Raw genomic sequence first — 12,331 nt, 5'->3', positions numbered from 1 at the left:
GCTTGCATTCATCAACCAAATATCGTGTGACGCTAATCTCTCGCCCAGCGATGTCGAGAACGCGAGACCGGCTCCGTCCCTGGCGCGAACGTGGCCGACAAGGGGTCGCCACCAGCACTGAGGAGAACCACGATGGCCAAGTACCTGCTGCTCAAGCACTACCGCGGCGCGCCGGCTTCGGTGAACGACGTGCCCATGGACCAGTGGACGCCCGAGGAGGTCACCGCCCACATCCAGTACATGCGCGACTTCGCGAAGCGGCTCGAGGAGACCGGCGAGTTCGTCAGCGAGCAGGCGCTGTCCTCGGAAGGGACGTGGGTCCGCTACGACGGGGAGGGCCGCCCGCCGGTCACCGACGGTCCGTTCGCCGAAACCAAGGACGTCATCGCGGGCTGGATGCTCATCGACGTCGACAGCTACGAGCGCGCGCTCGAACTGGCCGCCGAGCTTTCCGCGGCGCCCGGCGCGGGCGGCAAGCCGATCCACGAATGGCTCGAACTGCGCCCGTGCTACGGCGTCAAGCCCACGGTGACCGAATGAACGAGGAGTTGCTGCGGGAACTCGTGCCCGCGGTGATCGGCATCCTCGTCCGGCGCGGAGCGGACTTCGCGTCGGCCGAGGATGCCGTGCAGGAAGCGCTGATCCGCGCACTGGATGCGTGGCGGGACGATCCGCCGCGCGACCCGAAGGCGTGGCTCATCTCCGCCGCGTGGCGTCGGTTCCTCGACGCCACGCGGTCGGAATCCGCTCGCCGGGGCCGGGAAGTGGCCGTGGACGCCGAGCCACCGCCCGGTCCGGCGTCCGCAGTGGACGATTCGCTCCAGCTGTACTTCCTGTGCGCGCACCCGTCTTTGACGCCGTCGTCGGCCGTCGCGCTCACGCTGCGCGCGGTCGGCGGGCTGACCACGAAGCAGATCGCGCAGGCGTATCTGGTGCCGGAAGCGACGATGGCGCAACGGATCAGCCGGGCGAAGAAAACCGTGTCCGACGTCCGGTTCGACGCGCCCGGAGACGTCGCGACCGTCCTGCGCGTGCTGTACCTGGTGTTCAACGAGGGCTACTCCGGCGAACTCGACCTCGCCGCCGAGGCCATCCGGCTGACCCGGCAGCTCGCGGCGGGTTTCGACCATCCGGAAGTGGCCGGTCTGCTCGCGTTGATGCTGTTGCACCACGCCCGCCGGGCGGCGCGGACGACGCCGGACGGCAGCCTCGTGCCGCTCGCCGAACAGGACCGCAGCCTATGGGACACCCGGCTGATCGCCGAGGGCGTCGACATCCTGCAGGCGGCGCTGGCCCGCGACCAGCTGGGCGAGTACCAGGCCCAGGCCGCGATCGCCGCGCTGCACGCCGACGCCCTCGCCGCGGAGGAAACCGACTGGGTACAGATCGTGGAGTGGTACGACGAGCTTCTCGCGCTGACCGACAGCCCGATCGTCCGGCTCAACCGGGCGGTCGCGGTCGGCGAGGCGGACGGACCTCGGGCAGGGCTGAAGGCGCTGTCGGAACTGGACGAAAAACTGCCGCGGCACCGGGCCGTGGCGGCCTACCTGCACGAGCGCGACGGCGACCTCGTCACGGCGGCCCGGCTGTACCGCGAAGCGGCGGAGAAAGCGCCGAACCTCGCGGAGAAGGAGCACTTGACCCGCCAGGCCGCGCGGCTCAATCAAAAGCTCGTGAGTGGCGATCACGGTTAGAACCGCGATCGCCACTCACGACGTCACTCGCTGTACCCCGGGATCGGGAACGGGTGCAGGAACTCGCGGATCTCCGCGGCGATCGTGTCCAGCGCGCCGTCCTGCTGCGCCGCCGCGGCGGTCACGGTCCGGTCGATCCAGTCCGCGACCTGCACCTGGTGCTCGGGCTTGAGCCCGCGCGTGGTGATCGCCGACGTGCCCAGCCGGATGCCGGACGGGTCGAACGGCTTGCGCGGGTCGAACGGAACGGTGTTGTAGTTCAGCTCGATGCCCGCGCGGTCCAGCGCCTGCGCGGCGGGCTTGCCGGGCACTGCCTTGTTGGTCAGGTCGATCAGCAGCAGGTGATTGTCCGTGCCGCCGGAGACCAGGTCGTACCCGCGTTCGACCAGCGCTTCGGCCAGCGCCTTGGCGTTCGCGACGATCGTGTGCGCGTACTCGGAGAACGACGGCTGCTGCGCCTCCCCCAGCGCGACCGCGATGGCGGCCGTCGTGTGGTTGTGCGGACCGCCCTGCAGCCCCGGGAACACCGCCTTGTCGACCGCCTTGGCGTGCTCGGCGTCCGACAGGATCATCGCGCCGCGCGGACCGCGAAGGGTCTTGTGCGTCGTCGTGGTGATGACCTGCGCGTGGCCGACCGGAGACGGGTGCGCGCCGCCCGCGATCAGGCCGGCGATGTGCGCGATGTCGGCGACCAGCACGGCGTCGACCTCGCGGGCGATCTCCGCGAACGCCGGGAAGTCGATGGTGCGCGGGATGGCCGTGCCGCCCGCGAAGATCAGCTTCGGCCGGTGCTGGCGGGCGAGGTCGCGGACCTGGTCGAGGTCGACGCGGCCGGTTTCCTTCCGTACGCCGTAGCGGACCGGCGTGAACCACTTGCCGGTCGCGGACACGCTCCAGCCGTGCGTGAGGTGGCCGCCGTCGGGCAGCGCCATGCCGAGCACGGTGTCGCCCGGTTTGGCGAACGCCAGGTACACCGCGAGGTTGGCCGGGGAGCCGGAGTACGGCTGGACGTTCGCGTGGTCGGTGCCGAACACGGCCTTCGCGCGCTCGATCGCCACCTGCTCGACCTGGTCGATGAACTGCTGGCCCTCGTAGTAGCGCTTGCCGGCGTAGCCCTCGGAGTACTTGTTGGTGAGCACGCTGCCGGTGGCTTCGAGCACCGCCTGCGACACGTAGTTCTCGGACGCGATCAGGCGGATCTTGTCGTGCTGGCGTTTCGCCTCGTCCTCGACCAGACCGGCGATCTGCGGGTCCGCCGCGGACAGTGCGGACAGGGCGGGCTGGTGTGTCATGGCGTGCTCCGGCTCTGCAGTGGCCTTCACCCAGGCGCGCGGTGCCGGCCTCGTCGTCGCTCCCCGGTGGTGCTCCACCTTTTTTGAATGCGCCAGTCGCTGCTGCGGGAAGCAGTTTAGTGCACCCCGCCAGGGGCGTCCGGACAGCGGGAACGGGCTCAGACCTGCTCGAGTCCGCCGCGGTGGCGCCGTGCGAGTTCCTGGTAGACCGCCGCGTTGTGCTCGACCCACACTCGCGCGGAATCGGTGAGTTCCACGAACTTCTTCGCCGGGCTGCCCATCGCGATCATTTCCGCCGGAACCTCGGTGCCCGGCGTGACCGTCGACCCCGCCGCGACGAACGCGCGCGGTCCGATCACCGCGCGGTCGAGCACCGTGGAACCGTTGCCGATCAACGCCTGTTCGCCGACCGTGCAGTCGTGCACGAGGCACTGGTGCCCGACGGTCACGTTGCGGCCGACCTCGGTCATCTCGGGTCCGGAGTGGATCACCGAGTTGTCCTGGATGTTCGCGCCCTCGCGGATGACGATCGGGCCGAAGTCCGCGCGGATCACCGCGCCGTACCAGACCGAAGCGTCCTTCTCGACGGTCACGTTGCCGATCAGGGTGGCGGTGGGGGCGATCCAGGCGTCCGGGTGAACCTTCGGGCTGACGCCGTCCAAGGAGAACAAAGGCATGCCGGGAGCCTAAGCGGCGTCAGCGGTAACCAGCGAAGCAGAGCGCCTCGATGTCGCCGCGGAGGCTCGCGGCCGAGCGCGGCCGGACGCGTTGCTGCACCACCGCGCCGAGCAGATAGCTCAGCAGCGAACGGGCGCGGGCGCGCGGATCGTCGACGTTGAGCGGGGCGAGCAGTTCGACGAGCAGCTCGGTGATCGAGGTGAGCATGGCGTCGATCGCCTGCGGATGCTGCGCGCGCCCGGCCGCGATCCAGTACTCGAACCAGAGGAACGCGCCGCGCGGATGGTCGGCGAACTCGGCGAGGTATGCCTCGGTCACGGCGAAAAGCCGTTTGCGCGGGTCGGAGTGCTTGTCCGCGACCTTGCGCAGTCCCGCCGCGAATGCGTTGATGTGCGCTGCCATGGCCCGGTCGATGAGCACGTCGATGTCGGCGAAGTAGTAGTGGATCGCGCTCTTGGTGAGCGGACCGGCCTCGGCGATCGCGCGTACCGTGCAGCCGGCGAGCCCCTCGCGGGCCAAGACCTTGCGAGCCGCTTCGACGATCAGTTCCTGCTTTTGCAACTGGTTGGGCGACAGCTGCGCGCTGCGGCCGGGCACGGCGGTCACGGTGATCCTCGTTACGTTTGTCAGGACGGCAGCCCTGAATCCTAGGCCAGTCGTCCCAACGTCTTCCCGCGGGTGAAAAACCGGATTGGCCACCCCGGTCCGTGCAGCGGACAATGCCCGGCATGGTGATCTCAGGGGACAAGGGGCTCAGCGAGGCGGCACGCCGTCAGCTGGAGAAGGAAATCGCGGACCTGCGCGCACAACGGGACGCGCTCTCGCCGCAGCCCGGCGAGCAGGAACGCACGGGGGACGCCGCCGACCAGGCGGACGTGATCGACCGCGCCGAGGCAGCGGCGCGGCTGGACCGGCAGATCGCCGACGTCACCGCGAAGCTGGAGCACGGCGCGTACGACAGCTCGCTGCTTCCCGACGGCACGCGGGTTTCGCTGCGGTTTTCCGACGGTGACGAGGAAGAGTTCACCGTGGTGACCCTTCCCGGCGAGGACGCCGACGCGATCACCTCCGACAGCCCGCTCGGCCTCGCCCTGGCCAATGCGAAGGCCGGCGAGGAAATCAGCTACCGCACCCCGCGCGGGCAAGCCACCGCGACGGTGCTGAAGCTGACGCCGCCCGCGCACTGACCACACAGGACAGACAGTGGCCGCCCCGGTTTTCGGGGCGGCCACTGTCATTTATCCGCGTTGGCCACCGTTTCGGTCTGATACGCGAACACTCCGTCAGCCTCGACCGCGACGTGCCAGCCGCCGCAGTCCTTGTCCATCCGCTTGTGCTCGCCGGCCGGCCACCAGTCCGCGGTGAGCGTCGGAGCCTTCGCCTCGGCCTTTCCCGGCTTGCACAGCGCAGGCAGGCCCGACAGACCTGGTTGGTACCGCAGGATCCGCTCCGAACCGGTGGTGCGGATCAGCTCGGTGACCGACCTCGCGTCGTCGGGCACCCACGACGGAAGCCGGGCGTCCGGGTTGGCCTTGCCCTGCTTTCCGGTGTCGTAGGAAACCGCCTTCACGTGGCCGTTCGACTTCTCCTCGACCGAGGCTCCGAGGCCGCACGACGCGACCGCGGCCAAAGCCGCGATCCCGGTCGCGGTCAGGAGCACCTTGTTCCCCACGTTGTTCATGGCTTCCAGTCAACTGAGGCTGGCGTGCCCCGCCCTCGTTCTTCCGGCCCATCCTGCTGGCCAGCCGGCCGACTCCGTCCCTCACATGAGTGAAATCGCGAGTCATTCTTCGCGGTTGAGATGAGCCTGCAGGGCGGCGAGCGGACTGTCCCAGTCGCGGGCGAGCGCGGCGAGGAACTGCTGCGCTACTCGCATCGGTGCGGAGTCCAGCCGGTACCGCACGCGGCGGCGCTCCCCGGGTTCCCCGGCGACCAGTCCAGCGTCGGAGAGCAGGCCGAGGTGCTTGGCGATCGCCTGCCGCGTGATCGGAAGCCGGCTGGCCAGATCCGTCGCCGTCGCCGGACCGCGCGCGGCCAGCTCGGCGAGGATCGCGCGCCGGGTCGGGTCGGCGAGCGCGGCGAAAACCTGCTCGGCGACCGCTTCGGGATCAGGCGGCATCGAGGCTGGCCGCCAGTTCGTCCAACTCGCGCGCCCAGCCTTCGAGGTGCGAACCGTAGGTCGCCGGGTACTGGCTGTCCGGCAGCTGCGCGAACCCGGATTCGACCACGGTGAGCCGGGTTCCGCCCGCACGCGCCTGCAGGGTGAACTCGACGTACGTCCGCCTCGGATCGTCCTCCGGCATCCCGTCGACCTGCCAGGTGAAGCCGAACACCGCCGGCTCCTCGACGCGCTCGACCCGGATCTCGGCGCTGCGTTCGCCAGTCCACGCGACCCGCCCGAGGCCGCCCGGGCGCAGGTCGAGCTCGGCCTGGTCGCCGAACCAGGCGCGCAGGCCGTCCGCCGTGGTCAGCGCCGTCCACACCGCCGCGGGCGGCTGTGCCAGCTCGACCGTCCGCTCGATGCGGTCGGGAAACCCCATGCCGTGCTCCTTCCGGGCCGAGCCTAGGCAACCACACCCTATTGACGCAACCATCTGGTTGCCATAGTGTCGCAACCGTTCAGTTGCATTAAGTCGAGAGGAAACCTCATGAACTCCTTCACCGCCGAACTGACCGTCGACCGCACGCCGGAGGAGGTTTTCGCCGCGATCACCGACGTCCGAGCCTGGTTCAGCGAGTCGATCACCGGCGTCGCGAAGGCGGTCGGCGACGCGTTCTCGTTCATCGACAAGAGCATTCCGACGAGCCGGATCCGGGTCACCGAACTCGTGCCCGGCCGCCGGGTCGCCTGGCACGTCGAAGACGCGTACCTCGCCTTCATCGACCAGCACGACGAGTGGAACGACACCCGGATGACCTTCGACATCACCCCGGACGCGGACGGCACGAGGCTGCGCTTCACCCATCACGGCCTCACCCCGGACCGGGCCTGCTACCAGGACTGCTCCCGAGGCTGGACCAGCTGCGTCCAAAGCCTGGGGACCTTGCTGACCACCGGCACCGGCGAGCCGATCCCGAAATCGGCTGCCCCGGAAGGACATCCGGCCGGGTAACCCGGCACCGGCGGGCACCACTCAGGGCCGTTCCCCTAACGGGTGAATCTGGGGAAGCCGAGCACTCGCCCGCGAAACGACTCAGGCCCCATCCGAACTGCTTCGGATGGGGCCTGATCTGCGGAGCCGCCTGGGGGAATCGAACCCCCGACCTATTCATTACGAGTGAATCGCTCTGGCCGACTGAGCTAAGGCGGCACGCCGCTGTGCGACGGTCAACAGTGTAGCGGAGGCATGGTGCGTCACCTTGCGGGGGCCGCGTCGTTAGGCTCCTATGACTTCGGTCTCACTCCCCGACCCGGCGATCCACTGGAGGACCCGGCACATGCAGCGAAGACTGCCCCGTGCGCTTGCGGTACCCGCAACTGCCGCGTTGCTGCTGCTCCTGGCCGCGCCGGCCGGTGCGCAGGAGATTCCGACGACGCCGATCCCGCAGCCGAACAACCCCTCCCAGCCGCCCGCGTCGGCTCCCATCGGGCCGCAGCCGCTCGGGCACGCGGTCGGCGACGCGGGGACGGCGCTCGGCGTCCTGCGGCTGCTGCCGAACTCGGTCACCACGAGCACGATCCTCCCGGGCTTCGGGCAGACGCTGCCGAAGCAGTCCGCGCTCGAGGCGGGCATGGGCCTGTCCAGCGCGTCGGCGAACTCGGAGGCCTACCTGTCCTACGAGAAGGCGATCGCGCAGTCGTCGCCGTTCGGGCTGGCCGCCGGGGGCCAGGCTCCGCAGACGCCGGGCAGCCTCGTGCAGACCGCGCTGCCGGACAACCCGAAGGAGATCAGCGGCGGTCTCAACGCGCCGTCGAACCCGCTGCTGAACGTCGGGCTGCTCAACGGCACCGCGCACGCCCGCTGGAGCGAATCGCTCGGCCCGTGCGTGGACCCGATCGCCGACGCCAGCACGTCCGTCGCGAGCCTGTCGCTGCTGAACGTCATCCCGACGCTGCCGCAGGTCCCGCTGATCGGCGGCGGCGGGCTGAACCTGCCGCAGGGCACCCAGCTCGCGCAGGGCTTCGACCCGAAGAGCGGGCTGCAGAGCCTCGGCGGCCTGCTGCCCGGCAGCGGCCAGACGCCCGCCGCGGGCACCGGTTCGCTGCTGAGCCTGCCGAACACGCTGTCCTCGCGGTCGCAGGTGAAGCTCGTCGACATCCCCGGTTCGAAGAACAAGGCGGTGCAGTCGAGGTCCACGCTGCAGGCGGCGGACATCAACATCCTCAAGGGCACCCCGCTCGAGCTGAACCTCAAGGTGGCCAGCCAGCCGACGCTCACCGTCACCTCCACCGGCGACGCGAAGACGTCCAAGGTGGACTACCAGGCTCCGGTGATCACCATCGCGGCCGGCGGCAAGACGCTGTACACGCTCGACGCGGCGCATCCGACCAAGGACATCCCGATCGGCCTGCCGCTGTCGCAGCTGAGCGACCAGTTCGGCGCGCTGGACAACGTGCCGGTGGTCGGCGGTCTCGTCGCCACCGCGCAGAAGGGCATCCAGCAGCTCGGCGACACCACCGGGAAGGTGCTCGACCTCGGCGTGCTGCGGCTGAGCATCGCGAACCTCGAGCAGAAGCAGTCCGAGGCGAGCACGCCGTTCAAGGGCTACCAGATCGGCGCGGCGGCGCGGCTGCTCGACCTTCAGGTGCTGCCGACGCAGAAGCTGAAGGAACTGCTGCCGAAGCAGGCCGGCGACAACCTGCCGTCGTCGCTGGCGCAGCTGTCGCTCGGCGAGCAGATCGCTCGTTCGTACGCCCCGACCGGCGGCGTCGTGTGCGGCACGGCGACGACTCCGCCCGCCCCGCCGCAGGGCGGTGCCGCACCGGCCGGTCCGGCGAAGCACCTGGCCTACACGAACGGCGCGTACGACACGGTGCCGCTGTTCTGGACGGGCACGGCGATGCTGCTGCTCGGCGTCGTGATGGTCGCGGCGTTCCCGAACCGGCGGCGTCCGGCGCTGGTGCTGAAGCGGCCGTCCGGCGGCCCTGGCACGCCGTTCAAGCCGTCGCCGTATCCGCGCGACTGAGTTCCGGCTAGTCATGGAAACGGCCTCCTCGCTGACTGGCGAGGGGGCCGTTTCTCGTGAGCGGCAATCACGGTTCTAACCGTGATCAACACTCACGAGTTCAGCCTTGGCGGAGGGTGGTGACCATGGCTTCCACCGCGATCCGCGGCTTCACGTTCAGGCCGATCGCCTCTCGGCACTCCAGTACCGCTTCGAGGCGGCGCAGCGTCGACTCCGGAGACCAGGTCGCCGCCGCGGAGTTGATCTGCTCGGCGTGGTCGGGGTGGGTCAGCGTCGCACCGGAACGCGTGGTCGTCACGAGAACGTCGCGGTAGAAGCCAGCCAGGTCGACCAAGGCGAGGTCGAGCGTGTCGCGCTGGGTTCGCGTCGCACGGGACTTCTGGCGCTTCTCCAGCTGCTTCACCGCGGCCTCAGCGGCGCGTTTCGCTCCGGCGACGCCCTTGCCGGTGCCGTCGCCGCCCATCGCGGTACGCAGTTCGGAGCGTTCCTGCTCGTCGCGGCCCTTGCTCTCCTCGCCCGCGTCCGCTTCCGCCGCGCTGATCAGCTGGTCGGCGCTGGTGAAAACGTCGTCCGGGCGGCGCAGCCCGAGCGGAATCCGCAGCACGGTGGCGCGACGCTGCCGAGCGGCCTCATCGGTGGCGAGCCGGCGCGCGCGGCCGACGTGGCCGTTGCACACCGACGCGGCCCAGTTGGCGCGCTCGGGATCGATGCCGTCGCGGGAGATCAGCACCTGCGCGATCGCCTCGGCGGGCGGGGTGCGCAGCGGGACCAGCCGGCACCGCGAACGGATGGTGACCGAGACGTCCTCCGGGTGATCCGACGGCGCGCACAGCAGGAAAACAGTGCGTGCGGGAGGCTCTTCCACCGCCTTGAGCAGTGCGTTCGACGCCCCTTCGGTGAGCCGGTCGGCGTCCTCGATGATCACGACCTGCCATTCGCCGGTCGTCGGCCGACGCGCCGCCGCCTGCACCAGCGCGCGCATCTCGGCGACCGAAATGGACAGTCCTTCCGGGGCGACCAGCCGCACGTCGGCGTGAGTTCCGGCCATCGTCGTGTGACAGCCGGGGCACGCGCCACAGCCCGTTCCGGTGCTGCACTGCAGGGCCGCGGCAAACGTGCGCGCGGCGACCGAACGGCCCGAGCCCGGCGGTCCGGTGAGGAGCCAGGCGTGCGTCATCGCCGCTGGCGCGACCGCTTCTCCGGCAACGATCTTGGCCGCCGCGGCCGCTGCCGAGGAAAGCGTTTCCACGGCGGGTTCTTGGCCGACGAGCTCAGTCCAGACGCCGATCGGAGTCGTCACCGATCCTCCACTTTGGACACCACGGGCAACGCGTCCGCCCCGTTCTGCGCCGCTTCCGCTTCGGCGGCCACCGCCTCGGCGACATCCGCCGCGGCCGCGTTCGCCGGCTGCTCCACTGCCGGCTCCGCCGGGGCGAGCGCGGCGAGCGAGCCGACGAAGACCGACTGGACAGCGCTGCGGACCCGGTCCTCGACCTCGCCGTCCGAGCCCTCCGCGTCGACCACCACGTACCGGTCCGGGTCGGCGGCAGCCATCTCGGCAAGCAGCTTCTGCACCCACAGCTGTTCCCTCAGCGGCGGCTGCGGATCCTCCGGGTGCTCGGAGTCGAGGAGCACGGTGAGGTCCGGGCGGAGCCGTCCGGTGGCCCAGTCGACCAGCCCTTCCAGCTCGTCGCGGTCCAGCTCGCCCGCCGCGGACAGCGACGCGAGCGGGGAGTCGACAAAACGTTCCATGACGACCACGGACCCGGCGTCGAGCGCGGGCTGGATCTCGCGTTCCACCAGTTCGGCGCGCACGGCCGCGGCGACGAGCGCCTGCGCCCGCACCCCGGTGAGCGCGGCGTCCGAGACAAGCGTGCGGAAGCGCTGTTCGCCGAGCGCCGGGTCGGCGCTGAGCAGGACTGGACGGGTGCCGGTGCTGAGCCAGCGCGCGAGCCGGGCGGCCTGCTCGGCGGTGTTGACGGCAGTGGTGCCCTCGATGGCGATCAGGAAGCCGTTGACGCGGCGCGGGTTGCGGCGCAGCGCGTTGCGCAGGTCGCTGAAGATCTTCTCGGTGCGCCGCTCGTCCATCTGCCGGTAGGCGATGATCCCGAGCAGCACCGCGAGCAGTCCGCCGCCGAGGATGACCGGACGGGTGCCGTCGACGATGATCGGCGTGCCGAACAGGTCGACATTGCGCTGCCGGACCAGGCCGATCAGCACCGGCGTGACGACCGTCGCGCCGAACAGCACGATCTTGAGCATCGCCTGGTAGATCGCGTTGATCCGGCCGCGGATCGCGTCCTCGACCCGGGAGCCGATGATCGTGACGCCGGTGAGGAACGCGGTGCCGGCGCAGATGCCGACGAAGGCGACCGCGCCCACCGAGATCGCCAGGTGCGGCGACAGCGCGACGACGCCGAGCGCGAGCCCGGCGAGGACGATCGAAATGCCGAAGAGCCGGTCGTGCGGAAGCCGGTGCGCGAGTTTCGGAGCCAGCGCCATGCCGATGGCCAGGCCGAGGAAAACGGCCAGCATGAGCAGGTTGAACGCCGCGTCGCCACCGAGCAGCGAGGACGAGTACGGCTTGGCCGCGCCGATGACCGCGCCGCCCGCCGCGAAGGCGCCGAAGGCACCGATCAGCAGGCCGCGGACGATCGGCGTGCTGCGGACGAACTTGAGCCCGTCGCGCATCATCGCGCCGAAGCCGAACTTCTCCTCGTCGGCCCGCTTGACCTTCTGCTGCGGCGTCGAGTGGACGTCGCGCAGGGACAGCTCGGGGATGCGGGTGGCGACGAGGATGCCGCTGATCAGGTACAGCAGGCCGGTGATGACGACGACGACCTTGGCGATGTACAGGTCGACGCCGGGGCCCTGGAACAGGTGGAACGTGGAGTTCGCGCCCTGGATCAGCGCGTTGGCCCCGGCGGCGGTGATGACGGCGAGGCCGTAGGTCATCACCATGCCGAGCTGGTTGGCGGTCTCGACCTGCTCGGGGCGGCGCAGCAGGTTCGGCACCGCCGCGTCCTTGGACGGGATCCACATGATCGAACAGCAGCCGACCAGGAAGTTCGCCACGAACAGCCACCACGGCGCTCCGACGACCGCGATCGAGAGCAGGAAGCCGCAACGCAGCAGGTCGCAGACGACCATGATCTTGCGCCGGTCGAACCGGTCCGCGAGCAGTCCGCCGATCGGCGCGAAGAGCAGGCCGGGCAGCAGCGCGGTGACGACGACGCCGACGAACGCGTAGTTCTGCGCCGAGTAGTTGTCGAGGAGCTTGGTGCTCAGGCTGGTCAGGTTCAGCAGGTTCAGCCAGTCGGCGACACTGCACAGATACGTGACGCCCCACAGCCGACGGAATGGCTTGATCGCCAGCACCCGGCGGGCCCGGTGGATCGTGGACGTCCCGCCTGATCCGCCCGGGCCGGTGCCCGGCACCGACCGTACGCCCTCGCTGATACGCCCACCCCACTTGTCACGACGGCGTCAGGCGACCCCTGCGGATCCCCCGACCGTGTAGCCGCCAGGGTAGTCCCGCCG

At 70.1% G+C, this 12,331-nt stretch carries 13 protein-coding genes, 1 tRNA gene and 1 riboswitch; of the genes, 5 read left to right on the top strand and 9 right to left on the bottom strand.

All coding sequences use genetic code 11. The annotated features are described in order from the left end of the window. Positions 1–132 precede the first annotated feature (132 nt). Together ATK30_RS21590 and ATK30_RS21585 are read left to right on the top strand one after the other, a co-directional pair. Positions 133–540, top strand: a complete 408-nt coding sequence (locus tag ATK30_RS21590; protein WP_101437146.1) for a YciI family protein — start codon at positions 133–135, stop codon at positions 538–540. Next, entirely contained in the window at positions 537–1,694 is a 1,158-nt protein-coding gene (locus ATK30_RS21585; protein ID WP_101437145.1) for an RNA polymerase sigma factor, read from the top strand. The genes ATK30_RS21590 and ATK30_RS21585 overlap by 4 nt, the downstream gene beginning before the upstream one ends. 23 nt (positions 1,695–1,717) lie before the next feature. On the opposite strand, the gene ATK30_RS21580 is transcribed toward ATK30_RS21585, so the two are convergent. The 3 genes from ATK30_RS21580 to ATK30_RS21570 all read right to left on the bottom strand — a co-directional run bounded on the left by ATK30_RS21580 (position 1,718) and on the right by ATK30_RS21570 (position 4,270). After that, positions 1,718–2,986, bottom strand: coding sequence for a serine hydroxymethyltransferase (locus ATK30_RS21580; RefSeq protein ID WP_101437144.1), 1,269 nt, complete (start codon positions 2,984–2,986; stop codon positions 1,718–1,720). Between the two features lie 21 nt (positions 2,987–3,007). Next, positions 3,008–3,096, bottom strand: a riboswitch (ZMP/ZTP riboswitch). Between the two features lie 48 nt (positions 3,097–3,144). Continuing rightward, positions 3,145–3,663 carry a gamma carbonic anhydrase family protein gene (locus ATK30_RS21575; protein WP_101437143.1) on the bottom strand — a complete coding sequence of 173 codons (519 nt, stop codon included), beginning with the start codon at positions 3,661–3,663 and terminating at the stop codon, positions 3,145–3,147. Between the two features lie 19 nt (positions 3,664–3,682). Next, the gene (locus ATK30_RS21570) at positions 3,683–4,270 is read right to left on the bottom strand and encodes a TetR/AcrR family transcriptional regulator (protein WP_101437142.1); all 588 of its coding nucleotides are present in this window, start codon (positions 4,268–4,270) and stop codon (positions 3,683–3,685) included. 122 nt (positions 4,271–4,392) lie between these two features. On the opposite strand from ATK30_RS21570, the gene ATK30_RS21565 reads away from it, so the two are divergent. Then, on the top strand, positions 4,393–4,851 hold the full coding sequence (locus ATK30_RS21565; RefSeq protein ID WP_101440980.1) for a GreA/GreB family elongation factor: 459 nt from the start codon (positions 4,393–4,395) through the stop codon (positions 4,849–4,851). A 47-nt stretch (positions 4,852–4,898) separates the two neighbouring features. On the opposite strand, the gene ATK30_RS21560 is transcribed toward ATK30_RS21565, so the two are convergent. The 3 genes from ATK30_RS21560 to ATK30_RS21550 all read right to left on the bottom strand — a co-directional run bounded on the left by ATK30_RS21560 (position 4,899) and on the right by ATK30_RS21550 (position 6,204). Next, positions 4,899–5,345, bottom strand: coding sequence for a hypothetical protein (locus ATK30_RS21560; RefSeq protein ID WP_101437141.1), 447 nt, complete (start codon positions 5,343–5,345; stop codon positions 4,899–4,901). Between the two features lie 102 nt (positions 5,346–5,447). After that, positions 5,448–5,783: an ArsR/SmtB family transcription factor gene (locus ATK30_RS21555; RefSeq protein ID WP_101437140.1), complete on the bottom strand. Its 336-nt coding sequence runs from the start codon at positions 5,781–5,783 to the stop codon at positions 5,448–5,450. Then, complete coding sequence (locus ATK30_RS21550; RefSeq protein ID WP_101437139.1) at positions 5,773–6,204, bottom strand: SRPBCC domain-containing protein; 432 nt, start codon at positions 6,202–6,204, stop codon at positions 5,773–5,775. The genes ATK30_RS21555 and ATK30_RS21550 overlap by 11 nt, the downstream gene beginning before the upstream one ends. 108 nt (positions 6,205–6,312) lie before the next feature. Between ATK30_RS21550 and ATK30_RS21545 the strand changes: the two genes are divergently transcribed. Then, entirely contained in the window at positions 6,313–6,777 is a 465-nt protein-coding gene (locus tag ATK30_RS21545; RefSeq protein ID WP_101437138.1) for an SRPBCC family protein, read from the top strand. Positions 6,778–6,901: 124 nt separating this feature from the next. On the opposite strand, the gene ATK30_RS21540 is transcribed toward ATK30_RS21545, so the two are convergent. Beyond that, a tRNA-Thr gene (locus ATK30_RS21540) sits at positions 6,902–6,975 on the bottom strand. A 127-nt stretch (positions 6,976–7,102) separates the two neighbouring features. On the opposite strand from ATK30_RS21540, the gene ATK30_RS21535 reads away from it, so the two are divergent. After that, a complete protein-coding gene (locus ATK30_RS21535) occupies positions 7,103–8,791 on the top strand; it encodes a hypothetical protein (RefSeq protein ID WP_101437137.1) in 1,689 nt (562 codons plus the stop codon). Positions 8,792–8,891: 100 nt separating this feature from the next. Here ATK30_RS21535 and ATK30_RS21530 read toward each other — a convergent pair whose 3' ends face one another. Continuing rightward, a complete protein-coding gene (locus tag ATK30_RS21530; RefSeq protein ID WP_101437136.1) occupies positions 8,892–10,091 on the bottom strand; it encodes a DNA polymerase III subunit delta' in 1,200 nt (399 codons plus the stop codon). Next, a complete protein-coding gene (locus ATK30_RS21525; RefSeq protein ID WP_101437135.1) occupies positions 10,088–12,229 on the bottom strand; it encodes a bifunctional MFS transporter/dTMP kinase in 2,142 nt (713 codons plus the stop codon). The genes ATK30_RS21530 and ATK30_RS21525 overlap by 4 nt, the downstream gene beginning before the upstream one ends. Between the last annotated feature and the right edge of the window lie 102 nt (positions 12,230–12,331).

It is taken from the genome of Amycolatopsis echigonensis (genome assembly GCF_002846615.1).
Lineage (GTDB): Bacteria > Actinomycetota > Actinomycetes > Mycobacteriales > Pseudonocardiaceae > Amycolatopsis > Amycolatopsis echigonensis.
Note: the sequence above shows the minus strand (reverse complement) of the source record. Positions and strands in the feature narration are given on the sequence as shown.

Excerpts from the sequence above, each read along its gene's own strand:
- ATK30_RS21590 (WP_101437146.1), top strand. The coding sequence starts at position 133 with ATGGCCAAGTACCTGCTGCTCAAGCACTACCGCGGCGCGCCGGCTTCG.
- ATK30_RS21585 (WP_101437145.1), top strand. The coding sequence starts at position 537 with ATGAACGAGGAGTTGCTGCGGGAACTCGTGCCCGCGGTGATCGGCATC.
- ATK30_RS21580 (WP_101437144.1), bottom strand. The coding sequence starts at position 2,986 with ATGACACACCAGCCCGCCCTGTCCGCACTGTCCGCGGCGGACCCGCAG.
- ATK30_RS21575 (WP_101437143.1), bottom strand. The coding sequence starts at position 3,663 with ATGCCTTTGTTCTCCTTGGACGGCGTCAGCCCGAAGGTTCACCCGGAC.
- ATK30_RS21565 (WP_101440980.1), top strand. The coding sequence starts at position 4,393 with ATGGTGATCTCAGGGGACAAGGGGCTCAGCGAGGCGGCACGCCGTCAG.
- ATK30_RS21560 (WP_101437141.1), bottom strand. The coding sequence starts at position 5,345 with ATGAACAACGTGGGGAACAAGGTGCTCCTGACCGCGACCGGGATCGCG.
- ATK30_RS21555 (WP_101437140.1), bottom strand. The coding sequence starts at position 5,783 with ATGCCGCCTGATCCCGAAGCGGTCGCCGAGCAGGTTTTCGCCGCGCTC.
- ATK30_RS21550 (WP_101437139.1), bottom strand. The coding sequence starts at position 6,204 with ATGGGGTTTCCCGACCGCATCGAGCGGACGGTCGAGCTGGCACAGCCG.
- ATK30_RS21545 (WP_101437138.1), top strand. The coding sequence starts at position 6,313 with ATGAACTCCTTCACCGCCGAACTGACCGTCGACCGCACGCCGGAGGAG.
- ATK30_RS21535 (WP_101437137.1), top strand. The coding sequence starts at position 7,103 with ATGCAGCGAAGACTGCCCCGTGCGCTTGCGGTACCCGCAACTGCCGCG.